The 18,132-nt window shown below is 69.5% G+C and carries 16 protein-coding genes; all 16 read right to left on the bottom strand.

What is annotated here, in order from left to right:
* Positions 1-75 precede the first annotated feature (75 nt).
* Positions 76-849 carry a DUF4184 family protein gene (locus P5G46_RS13845; RefSeq protein WP_239276586.1) on the bottom strand — a complete coding sequence of 258 codons (774 nt, stop codon included), beginning with the start codon at positions 847-849 and terminating at the stop codon, positions 76-78.
* Positions 849-2,162, bottom strand: a complete 1,314-nt coding sequence (gene tyrS / locus P5G46_RS13840) for a tyrosine--tRNA ligase (RefSeq protein WP_239276587.1) — start codon at positions 2,160-2,162, stop codon at positions 849-851. Before tyrS ends, P5G46_RS13845 begins: the two co-directional genes overlap by 1 nt.
* Positions 2,163-2,211: 49 nt before the next feature.
* Positions 2,212-2,925 (bottom strand): hypothetical protein, encoded by a 714-nt coding sequence (locus tag P5G46_RS13835; protein ID WP_239276588.1) that lies wholly within the window; start codon positions 2,923-2,925, stop codon positions 2,212-2,214.
* Complete coding sequence (locus tag P5G46_RS13830) at positions 2,922-3,569, bottom strand: SatD family protein (protein WP_239276589.1); 648 nt, start codon at positions 3,567-3,569, stop codon at positions 2,922-2,924. The genes P5G46_RS13835 and P5G46_RS13830 overlap by 4 nt, the downstream gene beginning before the upstream one ends.
* Before the next feature lie 45 nt (positions 3,570-3,614).
* Positions 3,615-5,048, bottom strand: coding sequence for an argininosuccinate lyase (gene argH / locus P5G46_RS13825; RefSeq protein WP_239276590.1), 1,434 nt, complete (start codon positions 5,046-5,048; stop codon positions 3,615-3,617).
* A 9-nt stretch (positions 5,049-5,057) separates the two neighbouring features.
* Complete coding sequence (locus P5G46_RS13820) at positions 5,058-6,224, bottom strand: heparan-alpha-glucosaminide N-acetyltransferase domain-containing protein (RefSeq protein ID WP_239276591.1); 1,167 nt, start codon at positions 6,222-6,224, stop codon at positions 5,058-5,060.
* A complete protein-coding gene (gene argF / locus P5G46_RS13815; RefSeq protein ID WP_239276592.1) occupies positions 6,203-7,126 on the bottom strand; it encodes an ornithine carbamoyltransferase in 924 nt (307 codons plus the stop codon). Before argF ends, P5G46_RS13820 begins: the two co-directional genes overlap by 22 nt.
* Positions 7,123-8,394: an acetylornithine transaminase gene (locus P5G46_RS13810; protein WP_308192655.1), complete on the bottom strand. Its 1,272-nt coding sequence runs from the start codon at positions 8,392-8,394 to the stop codon at positions 7,123-7,125. The genes argF and P5G46_RS13810 overlap by 4 nt, the downstream gene beginning before the upstream one ends.
* Complete coding sequence (gene argB, locus P5G46_RS13805) at positions 8,391-9,293, bottom strand: acetylglutamate kinase (RefSeq protein ID WP_239276593.1); 903 nt, start codon at positions 9,291-9,293, stop codon at positions 8,391-8,393. The genes P5G46_RS13810 and argB overlap by 4 nt, the downstream gene beginning before the upstream one ends.
* On the bottom strand, positions 9,290-10,447 hold the full coding sequence (gene argJ / locus P5G46_RS13800) for a bifunctional glutamate N-acetyltransferase/amino-acid acetyltransferase ArgJ (RefSeq protein ID WP_239276594.1): 1,158 nt from the start codon (positions 10,445-10,447) through the stop codon (positions 9,290-9,292). The genes argB and argJ overlap by 4 nt, the downstream gene beginning before the upstream one ends.
* Positions 10,444-11,493, bottom strand: a complete 1,050-nt coding sequence (gene argC, locus P5G46_RS13795; RefSeq protein ID WP_239276595.1) for an N-acetyl-gamma-glutamyl-phosphate reductase — start codon at positions 11,491-11,493, stop codon at positions 10,444-10,446. Before argC ends, argJ begins: the two co-directional genes overlap by 4 nt.
* Positions 11,494-11,904: 411 nt before the next feature.
* Positions 11,905-14,436, bottom strand: coding sequence for a phenylalanine--tRNA ligase subunit beta (gene pheT / locus P5G46_RS13790; protein WP_239276596.1), 2,532 nt, complete (start codon positions 14,434-14,436; stop codon positions 11,905-11,907).
* Positions 14,436-15,476, bottom strand: a complete 1,041-nt coding sequence (gene pheS / locus P5G46_RS13785) for a phenylalanine--tRNA ligase subunit alpha (RefSeq protein ID WP_239276597.1) — start codon at positions 15,474-15,476, stop codon at positions 14,436-14,438. Before pheS ends, pheT begins: the two co-directional genes overlap by 1 nt.
* A gap of 51 nt (positions 15,477-15,527) precedes the next feature.
* A complete protein-coding gene (locus P5G46_RS13780; protein ID WP_239276598.1) occupies positions 15,528-16,430 on the bottom strand; it encodes an amino acid ABC transporter permease in 903 nt (300 codons plus the stop codon).
* On the bottom strand, positions 16,427-17,083 hold the full coding sequence (locus P5G46_RS13775) for an amino acid ABC transporter permease (RefSeq protein ID WP_239276599.1): 657 nt from the start codon (positions 17,081-17,083) through the stop codon (positions 16,427-16,429). The genes P5G46_RS13780 and P5G46_RS13775 overlap by 4 nt, the downstream gene beginning before the upstream one ends.
* 55 nt (positions 17,084-17,138) lie before the next feature.
* A complete protein-coding gene (locus P5G46_RS13770; RefSeq protein WP_239276600.1) occupies positions 17,139-18,047 on the bottom strand; it encodes a glutamate ABC transporter substrate-binding protein in 909 nt (302 codons plus the stop codon).
* Positions 18,048-18,132: the final 85 nt, after the last annotated feature.

Genomic DNA, 18,132 nt, shown 5'->3' with positions numbered 1-18,132 from the left:
GGATCCCACCCATCCGTCCAATCCACCCCACACCCCGGGCGTGTCGCACACCCCCACCCGCGGAAACACGCGGAACTAGCGTCGACGGCGCACCTGAATGACGAGGGCGAGCGCGACGGTGGCGACGGCCCAGGCGGTCGCGACCTTGGTCAGGACTCCGTAGATCACGTGGGTGGGGGTGAAGTCCGCGTCGAACCCGCCACTCACCGCGAGAGCGAGGCCGCTGGCCAGCAGAAGCGCACAGGGCAGCGAGATCCACCACACCACCCGCACGACACCCGGCACGGACCGCACGATCGGCGTCGGCGATCGTCGGACCAGCCACACCACCGCGAACACGAAGATCACCAGCAGCCCGAAGGCGCTCGACGCGTGCTGCAGCCACTTCACCGCCGGGAGCGGTCCCCACGATTGTTCGAGGACAGGAAAGAGTCGGACGCCCGCTCGCCCCTCGTGCGTGAGGAGATCCCAGGCGATGTGCGTGGCCACACCGAGAACGAGGGACACCACAAGCCACACACGGGCGGAGGCTCCCGCCCCAATCGTTTCCCGCAACGCAGCCGAGGCGCCGGCATCCCACTGCTCCGGCAGACGCGCCGCGACGGGGAGCGGGGCGAGCTCGCGCGCCGCGGGGCGGAGGGCACACCGCCACACCAGCAGCAACCCGAAGGCCACGATCGTCGTCACCGGAAGCCACATCGGGTTGTGCGTCATCGTGTAATCGGGAACCATGCCGCGAACGAAGAGAGGCAGGTCGGGGGTCATCGCCCCCACGGCGACGGCCGCCGGCACCAGCCGCGTGCGCACGAAGGGAAGTGCGACGACGGCATGGCTTGGCGTGAAGGGCATCAGCCGAGGAACACTCCGGCGAGCGTCTTCTTGCCCCGCCGGAGGACGGAGACGCCTCCGGGCAGCGACCCTCGCACGACCGTGTCGTCGGCGGTCACCTTGGCGCCGTCGAGGGACACTCCCCCCTGGGCAATCGCTCGCCGGGCTTCGCTCGAACTGCTGACGAGGCCCGTCGCCGTCAGCGCCTCCACCACCGTCGCGCCGGGAGCCACAGCGGCGTGCGGCAGTTCGTCGAGCGCGCTGCGCAGGACCGCGGCATCAAGGGCCGTCAGATCACCCTGCCCGAACAGCGCCTCCGTGGCGGCGATGACGGCCTCGGTGGCCTCAGAGCCGTGGACGGTGGTCACCACCTCGCGCGCCAGCCTCTTCTGCGCGGCCCGCCGGAAGGGTTCCTCGGCAACCCGTCGGGAGTACTCGTCGATCTCTGCCCGCGTGAGGAACGTGAACACCTTCAGCCGGTCGATGACATCGCGGTCGTCGGTGTTGAGCCAGAACTGGTACATCGTCCACGGGCTGCACATCTCGGCATCCAGCCAGATCGCGTTGCCCTCGCTCTTGCCGAACTTCGTCCCGTCGCTGTTCGTGATCAACGGCGTGCCGATGGCATGCACCGAGACGCCCTCGACGCGGCGCACCAGATCGGTGCCGCTGGTGAGGTTGCCCCACTGGTCGCTCCCCCCGGTCTGCAGCACGCACCCGTAGGCGCGGTACAGCTCGAGGTAGTCCATGCCCTGGAGGATCTGGTAGCTGAACTCGGTGTAACTGATGCCCGCCTCGGAGTTCAGGCGCGCGCTGACGGCATCCTTCTTCAGCATCGTGCCGACGCGGAAATGCTTGCCGATCTCGCGGAGGAAGTCGATGGCGCTCAGCGGCGCGGTCCAGTCGAGATTGTTGACCATCCGCGCGGCATTGTCGCCCTCGAAGGTCAGGAACCGCTCCACCTGCGCGCGGAGGCGGTCGACCCACGCCGCCACGGTCTCGGGAGTGTTGAGCGTGCGCTCGGCGGTCGGACGCGGGTCACCGATCAGGCCCGTGGAACCTCCGACGAGGCCGAGCGGCCGATGACCGGCCAGCTGGAGCCGACGCATCGTCAGCAACTGGACCAGGTTCCCGAGGTGCAAGCTCGGCGCCGTCGGGTCGAAGCCGCAGTAGAAGACGATCGGCGGCCCTGACAACAGGTCGCGCAGCTCGTCCTGATCGGTCGAGACGTGAATCAGTCCGCGCCAGACCAGCTCGTCCCACACCGACGCGAACGTCGGATCGTTCACGGGATCGAGGGCACGAACGGAGGCATCGTCGATGGGCGTGGACACCTTCTCAGGCTATCAGCGGCGGCGGGTGAGCCCGGATGCCGAGGGCTGTTCACCCGCCCTGCACTCCCCACCAGACGACGAATGCCGCGGCCAGTGCTGTCACCCAGCTGACGAGACTGCCGATGAGGAAGTACTCGGCTCGATCGCCGCCTTCGCCGTCACGCGAGATCTCGGGAAAGCGGACGATCCCTTTCGCCGCGAGCACCGCGGCCAGAAGCGTGTACGCGCCCGCCAGGGTCAGGGCGAACACGAGGATGCGTTCGAGAGGGCCGATGAGCCGTCCGCCCTTCAGGGTGGTCGGTGCGTCACCCGACGTCGGGAGAACTCGCTCCCCCATCTCGGCCCTCAGAGCGATCCGGACGACGGCGTTACCGGATTCCAGAAGGAACAGCACGCAGCCGGCGACCAGCAGAACGACGTCGAGAGACACCTCCGCGCGGGGGCCGTAGGCGTCCCACACCGCGCCCAGGATGCCCGGTCGCGCGCGTGCCGGCGCGGCGACCACGCATGCGGCGACGGCCGCTCCGAGCAGGCCGACCGGCCAGAGCCCCGTCCGCGCCGAGCCGGCCTCCGGCACCAGCCACGTCCAGATCGCCGCGACGGCGACCGCGAGGATGCCGGCGACGACGGCATCCGCTCCGATCGACAGCGCCACGAGCGCGATGCCCGCCACCGCGAAGGCGACCGCGCGGCGGCGGAGGATCAGGCGACGCACGAGGTCGACCCCGCCGACGGCCAGCAGAAGCAGGCCCGCCGCGATCACGGGGTGGCTCCCGCTCGGAGGGCGAAGAACCCCTCGACCACGGCGGCGGAACCGGCGGATGCCAAGGCCTGAGACACCGCGGATTGCGTGACGCCCTCGTCGGCGGCCAGATCGCGCTGCGATCGACCGACGCATCGCCCGTACGTCAGGCGACGCGTCCGCTCGCTCATCGACGACACCAGCTGATCACGCGCCAGCGCATAGGCGTTCGCGAGAGCGATGCTCTGCCTCGTCGACGCATCGGCGGTCGGGGCGCTCTCGAACCATGTCCGTGCCAGCGGGGCGATCCGCTGCTGCATCGTCTCCACTCGCTCGATCGCTGCTCTCGCCGCCCACCACCCGGGCCCCTCGGGAATCACCCGGTCACCCAGCTCGACCGGTCGGACCTCGCCGACGCCCACCCCGAACCGGCAGTCGACGCCGTCGGGCAGAGCCAGGCGGATGAGCAGGATCGACGCCGCCGCGTCCGCCATGCTGTCGTATTCGGCTTGGAGCTCGTCGCCGACGACGGCCGTCAGCGGCACGATCGCCAAGGGCGCGTCGCGTTCGACGCGGGTGATCGCCGACGCGATGGCGCGCTGCGCTCCCGCACGGTCGTCCAGCTCGCGCGAGCGGACGATATCGGCGATGACGACGGCGACCATGCGATCAGTGTATGACTTATGCGAGTCAAATTATAAGCGTTTAGCTTATTTGAGGCCGACGGCGTGCGCGGCGGACTGAGCACGCGCGATCAGCTCAGATCGCTGCTCGGATACGCGTTCCGGCGCCGTCCCTCCCACACCCGTCCGGCTTCCCACGGAGCCCTGGATCGTCAGGACCTCACGCACCTGAGGAGTCAGCGCCGGATCGATGGATGCCAGCAGCCCGTCATCAGCCTGCTCGAGGCCGATCCCCCGCTCCTCGCACGCCCGGACGAGGGCGCCGGAGATCTCATGAGCATCGCGGAACGGCACCCCCTGGCGCACCAGCCACTCCGCAACATCCGTCGCAAGAGAGAAGCCCTGCGGAGCCAGGTCGGCCATGCGATCGGTGTGGAACTGCAGCGTGGAGATCATGCCCGAGAATGCCGGCAGGACGACCTCGAGGGTGCGCACCGAGTCGAAGACCGGCTCTTTGTCTTCTTGGAGGTCACGGTTGTACGCGAGCGGAAGCCCCTTGAGCGTCGCCAGAAGCCCCGAGAGGTTGCCGATCAAGCGGCCCGCCTTGCCCCGAGCCAACTCGGCGATGTCGGGGTTCTTCTTCTGCGGCATGATGCTCGAACCCGTCGAGTAGGCGTCGTCGAGCGTGACGAACCCGAACTCGCGCGTGTTCCACAGGATGATGTCTTCTGCGAGCCGGGAGAGATCCACACCGATCATGGCCGCGACGAAAGCGAACTCGGCCACCACGTCGCGAGACGCCGTGCCGTCGAGGGAGTTCTCCGCGGGACGCGCGAGACCGAGGCGGTCGGCGACGAGCTGGGGATCGAGTCCGAGCGTCGCCCCGGCGAGCGCACCGCCGCCGTAGGGCGAGACGGACGCGCGCGCAGACCAGTCCCGCAGTCGCTCGATCCCCCGCACGAGCGCCCATCCATAGGCCTGCAGGTGGTGGGCGAGCAGGACGGGCTGCGCGTGCTGCAGATGCGTGCGGCCGGGCATGATGGCCGAGTCATGGGCGGCCGCTTGCGACACCAGCGCGTCGATCAGACGCAGCAGCTCTCGCGTGATGGTGCGCGAATGATCCAGCAGGTACAGGCGCACGAGGGTCGCGATCTGGTCGTTGCGACTGCGTCCGGCCCGGAGCTTGCCGCCGAGAGCGGGACCGACCGTTTCGATGAGGACGCGCTCGAGGGCGCCGTGCACGTCCTCATCACTCGGAGCCGCGACCAGAGTGCCGGCACGCACACGATCGGCCACCTCGTCGAGCCCGACGTGCATGTCGCGCGCCTCGTCGGCGGAGAGGTAGCCCGCCGACTCCAGCGCCGCAGCGTGCGCGTGCGAGCCGGCGATGTCGTACAGCGCGAGGTCCCAGTCGAAGTGCGTCGAGCGACTCAGCGCCGCCAGCTCGGGCGAGGGACCACCCGAGAATCGGGCGCCCCACAAGGCGCCCTCGTTCGTACCCGCGGTGGTGTCGCTGCTCATGGGTCCAGCCTAGCGAGGGCGGCCGACACCACCGGGGCGGTCCGGCCCTCCTCGGGGCGTGGCATCCGAGGGATCGCCCGCGCCCACGACCCGGCGTACGACGCCGTCGATCGCCCGTTCCAGCGGCCCGCGGCCGATCAGCAGCGCCCAGACCGTGCAACCGATGACGAGTCCGAGCGTCAACGGAAGGAACAACCCGGTGTCGCGGACGCCGTAGAGATCGGAGGTGTCGCCGAGCACGATCGCGGCGAACACCGCCCACACCAGAATCTGCACCACGTACGCCGTGAGAGGCAGGGAGCCCACGGCGCGGATCGGGATGACGACCCACCGCAGAGGTGTCCGGCACAGCAGCAGGCTCAGACCGATGACCGCAACCGCGAAGCCCCCGGAGCCGACGACCTCCCACAGTCCGGACGAATGCGCCTCTGCGGTCCACACCGCGGCGAGATACGGGCTCTGCGCGGCGACCGCGGGGCCGCTGACGATCGCGACTCCGTACCCGAAGGTGCACAGCGCGGCGCCTGCGGCAGTCGTGCCCAGCTGCACCGGTAGGCGACGCAAATCGAGCCGGCCGAGGCCCATTCCGGCCAACAGGAACGCGATCCACACCGGAAAGGGGTACGCCCAGCCGACGAGCGCCTGCAGCTCCTCTCCCCCGAGTCCGCTCCAGACCGGCGCTTCGTCGAGCAACGGGAACGTCCACGGCATGACCGCGGCCGCGATCGCCGCCGAGACGAGAAGTCCGCGCGCGCGCATGCCGAGGAACGGCAGAGAAAGAACGAACAGCACCGCGTACGCCGGCAGGATGACGTAGACCGGCACGCCCGTCATCACCAGCAGCACGCCGATGACCCACAGCAAGGCCCCCCGCATCGCAAGACGCGCGGCCGCGCGTGGCCGCGCCCGTCGGGCCAAGGGGACGACGCCGCCGTTCACGAGCGCGATCGACAGGCCGGCCAGCGTGGCGAACAGGATCGACGAGCGACCATTGACCACGTCGAGCCACGTCGCGGGGTCGTCGGCGAGGAACGGGTCGATGGTCACCAGATGCGCGGCCAGCATCCCCAGCACGGCGAGCCCTCGAGCCAGGTCGACGCCCGCAAGCCGCCCGGGACCGTCGAAGCGGTTCCAGGCCCGCCGCGCCCGCGCGATCAGTCCTGTCGCAACAGCCACACCAGCAGCGCCTTCTGGGCGTGCAGCCGGTTCTCGGCCTCGTCCCACACCACGCTCTGTGGGCCGTCGATGACCTCGGCGTCCACTTCGTAGCCACGATCCGCCGGGAGGCAGTGGATGAAGATCGCCTTCTCGTCCGCGCGCGCCATGAGGTCGGTGGTCACCTTGAAACCGCCGAGATCACGGATACGAGCGATCTTCTCCTCTTCCTTGCCCATCGAGACCCACGTGTCGGTGACGACGACGTCCGCACCGGATGCCGCGGCCTCCGGGTCGGTCGTCAACGTCACCGACCCACCCGTCTCCGCCGCAATGCGCTCGGCATCCGCGATGACGTCGGCGCGGGGCGCGTAGTCGGCCGGGGAGGCGACGCGCACGTGCATTCCCGCGGTGACTCCGGCCAGGACGTACGAATGCGCCATGTTGCTCTGGCCGTCACCGAAGAACGACAGCGTGAGACCGGCCAAGTCGCCCTTGTGCTCGCGGATGGTGAGCAGGTCGGCGAGCAACTGGCACGGGTGGAAGTCATCGCTCAGGGCGTTGACGACGGGAACGCGGGTGCCGCGGGCCATCTCTTCGAGACCGGCCTGTGCGTAGGTGCGCCAGACGATCGCGGCGACTTGCCGCTCGAGGACGCGCGCGGTGTCGGACGGGGTCTCTTTACCACCGAGCTGGCTGTTGGCCGTCGAGATGATCAACGGCGAACCGCCGAGATCGGCGATGCCGACCGCGAAAGACACGCGCGTGCGCGTCGACGACTTGTCGAAGATGACGGCCACCGTCTGCGGACCGGCCAACGGCTTCTGCGCCCACCGGTCCTTCTTGAGCTCGAGGGCGAGGTCGAGGATCTCGGCCTGCTCGGCGGGGGTGAGATCGTCGTCGCGCAACAGGTGGCGGGTCATGCGGGCAGTCCCTCGGTCACGGTGGCGGGCTCGTCGATGACGAGCGCATCTGACACGGTAGCCAGAGCCGCGCCGAGCAACGCGAGGAACTCGGCCACCTCGGCATCCCCGATGGTCAGGGGCGGGGCCAGACGGATGGTCTCGTCGTTGGCCGCGTTGACGATGAGACCGTGCTGCTGCGCGGCAGCCACCACAGCCTTCGCCACGGGGTGCGTGAGCTCGACGCCCAGCAGCAGCCCACGGCCGCGGACACCCTGCACGAGCGAGGAACCGAGGGACGCGATGCCCTCGCGCAGCTGCGCTTCCCGGCGGGCAGCGTTGCCGACGAGTCCCGCCGACTCGATCTCCTGCAGCACGGCACCGGCGACCGCCGTCCCCAGAGCGTTGCCCCCGAAGGTCGACCCGTGCGTGCCCGGGAAGAAGAGCTCGCTGGCGGCACCGAAGGTGATGAGAGCACCGATCGGGAACCCACCTCCGATGCCCTTGGCGACGGTGATGGCATCCGGGACGATGCCGGCGTGCTGGAACGCGAACCACTCGCCCGTTCGCCCGGCGCCGGTCTGGATCTCGTCGACGATGAGCAGCGCACCGTGACGTGCCGTGATCTCGCGCGCCGCCTCGAGATAACCCGCGGGAAGCTCGACCACACCCGCCTCGCCCTGGATCGGCTCGACGATGAACGCCGCGACCGTGCCGTCGACGGCGGCCTCGAGCGCCTCGATCGTGGCGTCGATGTGCTCGACCCCGGGAATCATCGGGAGGAAGTCGGCCTGCAGCGCCGGCTTGCCCGTGAGCGCGAGAGCGCCCATCGTCCGACCGTGGAAACCGCCCTTGAGAGCCAGGATGCGAGTGCGTTCCGTGCCGCGCCCGTGGAGACGCGCGAGCTTGAAGGCCGCCTCGTTCGCCTCGGCGCCGGAGTTGGCGAAGTACACGCGCCCGGACTCGCCGGTACCGGCCAGCCGCTTCAGCCGTGCGGCGAGTGCCAGCTGCGGAGGAGTGGCGAAGTAGTTCGAGACGTGCACCAGCGTCGCCGCTTGCGCGGACACCGCCTCGACGAACGTCGGGTGGGCGTGGCCGAGCGCGTCGACGGCGATCCCGGCGAGGAAGTCCAGATACTTCTTGCCGCCGTCGTCCCACACGTACGCGCCCTCGCCGCGCACGAACAGGGCCATCCGGTCGCCGAAGCTGCGCACGAGGTCGCGCCCCGCGTCCTCCTGCCACGCGGGCGCGCGCGTACCGACCGTCTCTTGAGTCGTGTCCGCGTTCACGCGACCACCTCCGTTCCGATTCCCTTGCTGGTGAACAGTTCGACGAGCACCGAGTGCGGTACGCGACCGTCGATGATGGCTGCGGTGGGCACTCCCCCGTCGACGGCGTCGAGGCAGGCCTGCATCTTGGGAATCATCCCCGATTCCAGTCGCGGAACCATCGCGCGCAGCTCCGTCGACGTCAGGTGCGACACGAGCGAGTCACGGTTGGGCCAGTCGGCGTAGAGCCCTGGCACATCGGTGAGGACCACGAGCTTCGCCGCCTTGAGGGCGATCGCGAGCGCCGCCGCCGCGGCATCCGCGTTGACATTCAGCGAGGCACCCGGATGGTCGAGGTCGGGTGCGATGCTCGAGACGATCGGCACGCGCCCGGCAGCGAGATGGTCGAGCACCGGCTGCGGGTCGACGGTGACGACGTCTCCCACGCGCCCCAGGTCGTGCTCGACGCCGTCGACGACGACCCCGCGACGACGCCCGCCGAACAGTCCGGCGTCCTCTCCGCTCAAGCCGGTCGCGAGAGGTCCGTGGGCGTTGACCTTGGCGACCAACTGAGGGTTGATCTGTCCCGTCAGCACCATGCGGACCACCCCGATCGCCTCGGTGGAGGTGACGCGATACCCGCCGCGGAACTCGCTCGGGATGTCGAGCCGGTTGAGCATCGACGAGATCTGCGGCCCGCCACCGTGAACCACGACGGGCTTGACGCCGACGTAGCGCAGGTAGGCGATGTCGGCGGCGAATGCGTCCTGCAGTTCGTCGCTGACCATCGCGTTTCCGCCGTACTTCACCACCACCACCTGGTCGCGGTACTTGCGCACCCACGGCAGCGACTCGACGAGAGTCACCGCCCGTTCGCTTGCGGCGGCTGGATCGGTGTCCTGGATGTCGATATCGCTCATGAGGAGTAGGCGCTGTTCTCGTGGACGTAGTCGTGCGTGAGGTCGTTCGTGCGGATGGTGGCTGTGGCCTCGCCGACGCGCAGGTCGACGACGAGGTCGGTGGCGCGAGGGGACAGGTCGACCTCCTCGCGGGGACGGTCCGGACCGCCCGCGGTGCACACGCGCACGCCGTTCATCCACACGTCGACGTCGTAGGGGTCGAAGGCGGCATCCGTCGTACCGATCGCCGCGAGGACGCGACCCCAGTTCGGGTCATTGCCGAAGATGGCCGCCTTGAAGAGGTTGTTCCGGGCGATCGACCGCCCCACCTCGACGGCGTCATCCTCGGACGCCGCCCCCACGACGCGGATCGTGATGTCGTGGCTCGCGCCCTCGGCGTCGCCCTGCAACTGCGCGGCAAGGTCGTCGCACACCGCGGTCAGCGCGGCGGTGAAGTCGTCGGCATCCACGCGGATGCCGCTGGCGCCGCTGGCCATCAGTGTCACCTGGTCGTTCGTCGACATGCAGCCGTCGGAGTCGAGGCGATCGAAGCTCACCCGCGTCGCGGCACGGAGGGCCGCATCGGCCGCGGCAGCGTCGAGGACCGCGTCGGTGGTGAGGACGACGAGCATCGTCGCCAGGCCGGGCGCGAGCATCCCGGCACCCTTGGCCATTCCGCCGATGCTCCACCCCTCACCGCGGTGCTCGGCGCGCTTCGGGCGGGAATCGGTGGTCATGATCGCCAGCGAAGCGTCGTCACCACCGTCCGCGGAGAGCGCCGCGACACCCTTCTCCACGCCGTCGAGCACCTTGGCGCGGAAGACCTCATCGCCCGTGCCGATCAACCCCGTCGAGCAGACGACGACATCGCCCGCCCCCACGCCGAGGAGTTCCGCCGCACGTTCGGCGGTCTGGTGCGTGGTCTGGAATCCGAACGATCCGGTGAAGCAGTTCGCCCCACCGGAGTTGAGGACGACCGCCTCGACCACGCCGTCGCGGACGACCTGCTCCGACCACAGGATGGGATTCGCCTTCGCGCGGTTGGAGGTGAAGACGGCGGCTCCGACCTTGAGCGGACCACGATTGACCACGACGGCGACATCGCGGGCGCCGGTGGACTTCAGTCCGACGGCGACGCCGGCCGCTTCGAAACCTGCGGGGACGGTCACGCTCACGGGGCGACTCCGTTCATCGGAAGCGCGGTCGTCTCGGGGATGCCCCGCGCGATGTTCATGGACTGCACCGCAGCGCCCGCGGTGCCCTTCACCAGATTGTCGACGGCCGCGACGACCACGACGCGGTTCGCCGCGCGGTCGATCGCCAGCCCGAGGGACGCCACGTTCGCACCCAGCACATCGGCCGTGCGGGGGAACACCCCCGCGGGGAGCAGTTCCACGAAGGGTTCGCCGGCATACGCGCTCTCCCACGCGGCGCGGATCTCGGCATCCGTGGCCCCGTCCCGGATGGGCGCAGACGAGGTCGCGAGGATGCCGCGCGCCATGGGAACGAGCACGGGGGTGAAGGAGATCCGGATGCCGTCGACCGGTGCCCCGGCGGCGGCGAGCGCCTGCCGGATCTCGGGGATATGCCGGTGGGTGCCGCCCACGGCGTACGGATTGGCGGTGCCGAGGATCTCACTCGCGAGAAGGTTGGTCTTCGCTGCCTTGCCCGCACCGCTCGGACCCACCGCGAGCACCGAGACGATGTCGCCCGGGTCGATCACCCCTGCCGCCACACCCGGCGCGAACGAGAGCGACACCGTCGAGGCGTTGCAGCCCGGGGCGGCGATGCGGGTCGCCGCCCGAAGAATGTCGCGCTGCTTCCCTGTCCCCACGGGGAGCTCCGGGACGCCGTAGGCCCACGGCTCGGCGTGGTCTCCACCGTAGAACGCCGCCCAATCCGCGGACGAGACGAGCCGGTGATCTGCGCCCGCGTCGATGACGAGCGGCGCGTCACCCAGCGCCTCGGTGTACGCCGCCGACTGTCCGTGCGGCAGCGCGAGGAACACCACGTCGTGGCCGGCCAGCACCTCCGGAGTGGTCGGCTGCAGCTCGAGGTGAGCGAGCGAGCGCAGGTGCGGCTGGTGAGAGATCAGCGACTGTCCGGCGCTGGAGTGCGCGGTGACGGTGCGGATCTCGACGTCGGGATGGTCGGCGAGCAGGCGAAGGATCTCGCCGCCCGCATAGCCGGAGGCGCCGGAGACGGCGACCGAGAGGGTCATGGATCCACCTTAGGAGTCGGGGCTGTGGCTGGAATCAGCGCGAACCGGGGCGGCGACGCCCGCATGCCCGACCGACGGCGGGTTACGAGGTCGCCGAAACTCGGCGTGCGACCCGACGTCGACGCACGGCAACGGTGCTCACGGAGAGCTCCTCGTTGCGAACGACGATCGACGACATTCCGCGAGAGTATCGGCCCGGCGTGGACGGGAGCAAATCCGACGCGCGGTTGCGCGCGGACGACGCCGGCGCGGCAAGCCTCAAAGTGTTCTTTCAGCCTGTCCCCCATTTGGGGGACAAAGTGGGGGTATGCTGTTCGCACCTGCCCTCATCTCCGGCCACTTCCGACTGCCCCCTCGCCGGCGATGAGGGCAGGCGCATGTCCGTCGACGAGCGCCTGCCCCTGCCTGGACCTACTCGCTTGCGGAGTGCTCGCCGTCGCGCAGCACCGCACCGAATCGCTCGGATGCCACCGCAACGCCGGCCCGCTTGGCATCCGATGCCTCCGCGGCGGTCAGCGTGCGGTCGGGCGCACGGAAGCGCAGCGCGAACGTGAGGCTCTTCGCCCCCTCGTCCACACCGGGTCCGCGATAATCGTCGACGAGTCGGGCTCCTTCGACGAGGGGCGCCGCGCCCTCGAGGAGCGCCGCGCGCACATCGCCCGCCGCCACCCCTACCGGAACCACGACCGACACATCCTGCGTCGCCGCCGGGAATCCCGACAGGGATGCCGCGACCACACGCGCCTCGGCACGCTCGAGGATCGCGTCGAGGTCGAGCTCGGCCACGAGGACTCGTCCCGGCAGGTCGGCCGCGGCGGCGACGGTCGGCAGGAGTTCGCCGACGTAACCGACATCGGCGCCGCCGACGAGCACACGAGCCGTTCGTCCGGGATGCAGCGCCGCGCGCTGCGCCTGCACGAGAGCGACGTCGACACCGGCCGCACCGGCGAGCACGCGGACCGCGTCCACCGCGTCGGCCAGGTCGGCGGCCACGGCCGCCTGCCCCGGCTGCTTGGGCACGAGGTGGCCCGTCAGCAGAACGGCCACGTGCCGACGCTGCGGCGGGATCGAGGCATCCAGGGCCGTCAGCGTGGCGGCATCCGGCCGCACCGCGAGCGGCGGCACCGAGGCCGTGCCGTACTGCACACCGGGCTTCGGGAGGAACACGGTGCCCGTCTCGAACACCGCGAGGTCGACGATGCCGCGGGACACGTTGCGGTGGGCGACCTGGAGCAGACCCGGGACGAGCGAGCGGCGCAGGAAGGGCGCGAGCCCGTCGAGCGGGTTGGCGAGCTTGACGCTCGGCAAAGACTCACCGGAGGGCGAGCCGTGGAGGTTGTTCTGCTCCGCCGTGGTGAAGGGGAACGACGGGGTTTCGACGAATCCTGCGGCGGCCAGCGCGTTGCTCACGCGCCGCCGACCCTGCTGCGCCGACGTGAGCCCTCGGCCCGAGGGCGGAGTGGGGAGCACCGACGGGATGCGGTCGTACCCCTCGATACGCGCCACCTCTTCGGCGAGCGTCCACTTGTCGGTGAGGTCGGGACGCCACGACGGGGCAATGACCGACCAGCCGCTCTCGTTCGTCTCGACCGTGCAGCCGATCAGGCGCAGCGCGTCCTCGACCTCGGAGTCGGTGTAGTCCACGCCGATCAGCCCGGGCACGAAGCCGGCGGGCAGCGTGACCGCCTCGCGCGTATAGGCGTCTGCGAGGGATCCTCCCACCGCGGTGTCGAGGGTGCCTCCGGCGAGCTCGACCATCAGCGAAGCCACCCGCTCCGCCGCGACGAAGGCGACGAGCGGGTCGACCCCCCGCTCGAAACGCCGGGACGCCTCGGACGGCAGCTTGTGCCGACGGGCGGTGCGGGCGATCGAGACCTGGTCGAAGGTCGCCGCCTCGATGAGCACGTTACGCGTCTCCGCGCTCATCTCGGTCGGGCCGCCACCCATGACGCCGGCGAGGCCGATGGGGCCGGACTCGTCGGTGATGAGCAGGTCTTCCTCGTGCAGCGTGCGGAGCTGACCGTCGAGGGTCTCCAGCTTCTCGCCCGACGTCGCGCGCCGCACGGTGATGCCGCCCTGCAGCCGGTCGAGGTCGTAGCCGTGGATGGGCTGCCCGAGCTCGAGCATGACGTAGTTCGTGATGTCAACGAGGACACCGAGGGAGCGGATGCCTGCGAGCGCCAAGCGCGTGATCATCCAGGGCGGCGTCGGGCGCGAGGCATCCACGTCGCGAACGACGCGCACCACGAACTGACGGGCACCGACGCGACCGCGAATCGGCGCCGCGTCGTCGACCGTGATCGGGAAACCCTGGGGCGTACGCTCTCGTGCGGCGTCATGGCCGGCGCCGGGGTCGCGGAAGTCCGCTCCCGTGGCGTGGGCGTACTCGCGCGCCACGCCCCGCAGCGACAGGGCGTAGCCACGGTCAGGCGTGACGTTGATCTCCACGGCGATGTCGTCGAGGCCGAGGAGGGCGATCGCATCGGCTCCCACGGGGGCGTCGATGCCGAGATCGACCAGGCGCAGGATGCCGGAGTGCTCGTTGCCGAGGCCGAGTTCCTTCGCCGAGGCGATCATGCCGTCGGACACGTGTCCGTACGTCTTGCGGGCGGCGATCGGAAACGGGCCGGGCAGCACCGACCCGGGCAGCGTCACGACGACCTTGTCGCCTTCGAAGAAGTTCGCGGCACCGCACACGATGCCGCGGACACCGCCGTGCTCCTCGCCGACGTCGACCTGGCACCACCGGATCGTCTTGCCGTTGGACTGCGGCTCGGGGGTGAATTCCTTCACCTCGCCGACCACGATCGGACCGGTGAGCTCGAAGCGGTGCACGTCCTCCTCTTCGAAGCCGACGGACACCAGGGCCGCCAGGACGTCGTCGGGCGTGGCATCCGCCGGCACGTCGACGTACTCGCGCAACCAGGAGAGCGGGACGCGCATCAGACCACCATTCCGAACTGCTCGCTGAAGCGGACATCGCCCTCGGCCATGTCGCGCATGTCTTGCACATCGCTGCGGAACATGAGCGTGCGCTCGATGCCCATCCCGAAGGCGAAGCCCGAGTACTCCTCGGGGTCGATGCCCGCGGCGCGCAGCACATTGGGATTCACCATTCCGCAGCCGCCCCACTCGATCCAGCGCGCCCCGCCCTTGAACGTGGGATGCCACAGGTCGAGCTCGGCGCTTGGCTCAGTGAAGGGGAAGAAGTTGGCGCGGAACCGCGTCTTGGCCTCGGGCCCGAACAGGACCTTCGCGGCGTGGTCGAGCGTGCCCTTGAGGTGGGCCATCGTGATGCCCTTGTCGACGACGAGACCCTCGAACTGCGTGAAGACCGGGAGGTGCGTCGCGTCGAACTCGTCGGTCCGGTACACACGCCCCGGACACAGGACGTAGATCGGCAGGTCGCGCTCGAGCATCGAGCGCACCTGCACGGGACTCGTGTGCGTGCGCATCACCAGATGGCGGGCGACCGGGTCGACGAAGAAGGTGTCCTGCATCTGCCGCGCCGGGTGGTCGACGTCGAAGTTGAGCGCATCGAAGTTGAACCACTCGTGCTCGAGCTCGGGGCCCTCGGCGATCTCCCATCCCATGCCGACGAAGATGTCGGACACCTGCTCCTGCAGCAGAGAGATCGGATGCCGGGCACCCACACGCGCGCGCTGGGGCAGCGCCGTGACGTCGACGCGCTCGGCCTCCAGCCGCGCCGCGGTCTCGGCCTCGGCCAGCTCGCCCTCGCGGGCGGCGAACGCCTGGTTCACGCGACCGCGTGCCTGCCCCACGAGCTTGCCGAAAGCGGCCTTGTTCTCGGGGGCGACGTTTCGCAATTGGGCGTTGAGCCGCGCCAGCGGCGACTGCTCTCCGGCGTGGGCCGTACGGGCGGCCTTCAGGTCGGCCGTGGTCGCGGCGGCGGCGACGGCCGCGAGAGCGGCATCGACGGCGGAGGCGACGGCCTCAGGGGTGATCTCGGGTGCGTCAGACACGAGACCCGAGTCTACCGACGGGCGAGGACACTCCCCCGCCCGTCGCTCGGCTCAATCCCGTCCGAGTGCGCCGCGCTGAGCGACGATCAGCGCGGTGTCGGTGCCGCCCTGCTGCGCGACCGGAGCAGCCGGAGCCACGCCGGTGACACGGGGCGAGCGACGCAGCCGCTTCTCGACCAGGGTCGCGACGAAGGACAGCAGAAGGCACAGGGCGATGTAGATCGCACCGACCACGATGGTCGCCGGGACAATCGGCGACCCCACCACCGGCTGCGCACCGATGTACTTGGCGTAGAACAGCAGCTCCGGATACGTGATGATGAACCCCAGCGCCGTGTCCTTCAGGGTCACCACGAGTTGCGCGATGATGACGGGCATCATGGCCCGGATGGCCTGCGGCAGAAGGATGAGCCGCATGACCCCGGCCTTGCGGAGACCGATCGCGTAACCGGCCTCGGACTGCCCGCTGGGCAGCGACTCGACACCGGCACGGATGACCTCCGCGAGCACCGAACCGTTGTAGCAGACGAGCGCGATGACGACGGCCCAGTAGGGCTCCATCCGGATGCCGATGACGGGGAACCCGTAGTACAGCAGGAACATGAACACCAGGACCGGGATCGCGCGGAACACCTCGATGACGGCCGTGAAGGGACGACGCACCCACGCGTGGTCGGACAGGCGCCCGATGGCCAGGATGAACCCGAGTGCGAGCGCGCCGACAGCGGCAGCGCCGAAGGCGGCGAGCGTGGCCAGCGTGGCGTCGAGGATGCTTACCCACACGTTCGTGTAGGTGAACGCCGACCACTTCTTCGCGGTGAACTGCCCCGTATCGGCCAAGCGCCACACGAAGAAGCCGATGATCGCCAACACGATCAGGACCGTCAAGACCCCGAGGATCCGATTGCGAACGACCGCCTTGGGACCGGGGACGTCATACAGAACGCTGCTCATCGGGCGACCCTCCATCGGTTCTCGAGCGATCGTTGCAGCCAGGACAGGAGCAGGACGAGCGCTACGAAGATGACCATCACCCACAGGATGACGACGAACGCGTTCTCCCCGCGCTCGCTCAGGTAGTTGCGGACCGAGCCGAGGTTGACGATGGAGAAGCCGGCGGCCACCGTGGTGTTCTTCAGCAGGGCGATGAAGACGCTCATCATCGGGGGGATAACGGAACGGAATGCCTGGGGGAGGACGATGAGGGACATGACCTGACCGAACGTCAGTCCGAGCGCACGCGCGGCCTCCGCTTGTCCGATGGGGACGGTGTTGACGCCGGATCGGATGGCCTCCGCGACGTAGGTGGCCGTGTAGATGCCCAGCGCGCAAATCCCGAGAGTCAGGGAGACGTCACCGGTCAAACGCAGACCGAGGAGCGGGGGCAGCGCGAAAACGAACGCGAAGAACACCAGCGTCAGGGGGGTGTTGCGAATAGCGCTCACGTAGAACGTGCCGACGCCGCGGGCGATCGGCACCGGAGAGACGCGCATCGCGCCCACGATGATGCCGAGGACGAGGGCGAGAGCGCCCCCGGCGAAGAAGAGCACGAGCGTGCCGACGAGCGCTTCGCTCCAGATGTCGAGGTTGTCGGTGATGACACCCATGCGTGGTCCTTGTCTCGGGAGGAGTTCGGGGGCGGCCTCGCCGCCCCCGAACGGGTCACTCGTCGGCGGTGGGCTGCTCGCCCTCGATGCCGGCGGGGGCGAGGTTCTTCTCGAACAGCGCCGTCCACACGTCACCGCCGTCGTTGAACAGGGTGTTGATGTGGTCCTTCAGAACCGTGTCGCCCTTCGGCACGCCGACGCCGTAGCGCTCCTCGCTGAAGGTGTCACCGGCGATCTTGAAGGTTTCCGGCTCCTGCGCGACGTAGCCGGCCAGGATGGCCTGGTCGGTGGTGACCGCGTCGACCGACCCGGCACGAAGCTGCTCGAGGCACTGCGTGTAGGTGTCGTACTCGACGGTGTCGCCGGGGGCGTACTCGTCGCGGATACGCTGCAGCGGCGTCGAGCCGGTCACCGAGCAGACGATCTTGCCCGCGAGGTCGTCAGGGCTCTGGATGCTGTCGTCGTCCGCGGCGACCAGCAGACCCTGACCGGTGATGAGGTAGGGGCCGGCGAAGTCGATCGACTCTTTGCGCTTGTCGGTGATCGAGTAGGTGCCGACGTAGTAGTCGATGTTGCCGTTGACGAGCTCCTGCTCGCGGTTGGCCGACGGGATCGTCTTGTATTCGATCTTCTCGGCATCGAATCCGAGGGAGGCGGCGATCCACTGCGCGATCTCCACGTCGAAGCCCCCACGCTCGTCCGTGATGGGGTCCTTGAATCCGAGACCGGGCTGGTCCTCCTTGACACCGACGACGACCTTGTCAGCGGCGACCATGCGCTCGTACGTGGGGCTGCCGTCGAGGGAGACGTCCGAGGCGACCTCCCACAGCTGCGAGGAGTCCGAGCCGCCCTCGGCACCGTCCGCCCCGGGCGCGGTGCCCGGGCTTCCGCTGTTGCAGGCCGTGAGGGCGAGCAGGCCCGCGGCGACGATGCTCGCGCCGGCGAGCAGACGTGTCTTGCGCATGTGATGTCTCCTTGATTACGTGTGCTGTGCGGAGGGGATACAGAGGGTGCGGCGCGTCGGCCGGGAGTGAGAGCCGCGGAACGTC

Origin of the sequence: Microbacterium mcarthurae (genome assembly GCF_046064585.1) — a bacterium.
Taxonomy (GTDB): Bacteria; Actinomycetota; Actinomycetes; order Actinomycetales; family Microbacteriaceae; genus Microbacterium; species Microbacterium mcarthurae.
This window is presented reverse-complemented; position numbering and strand designations above follow the sequence as displayed.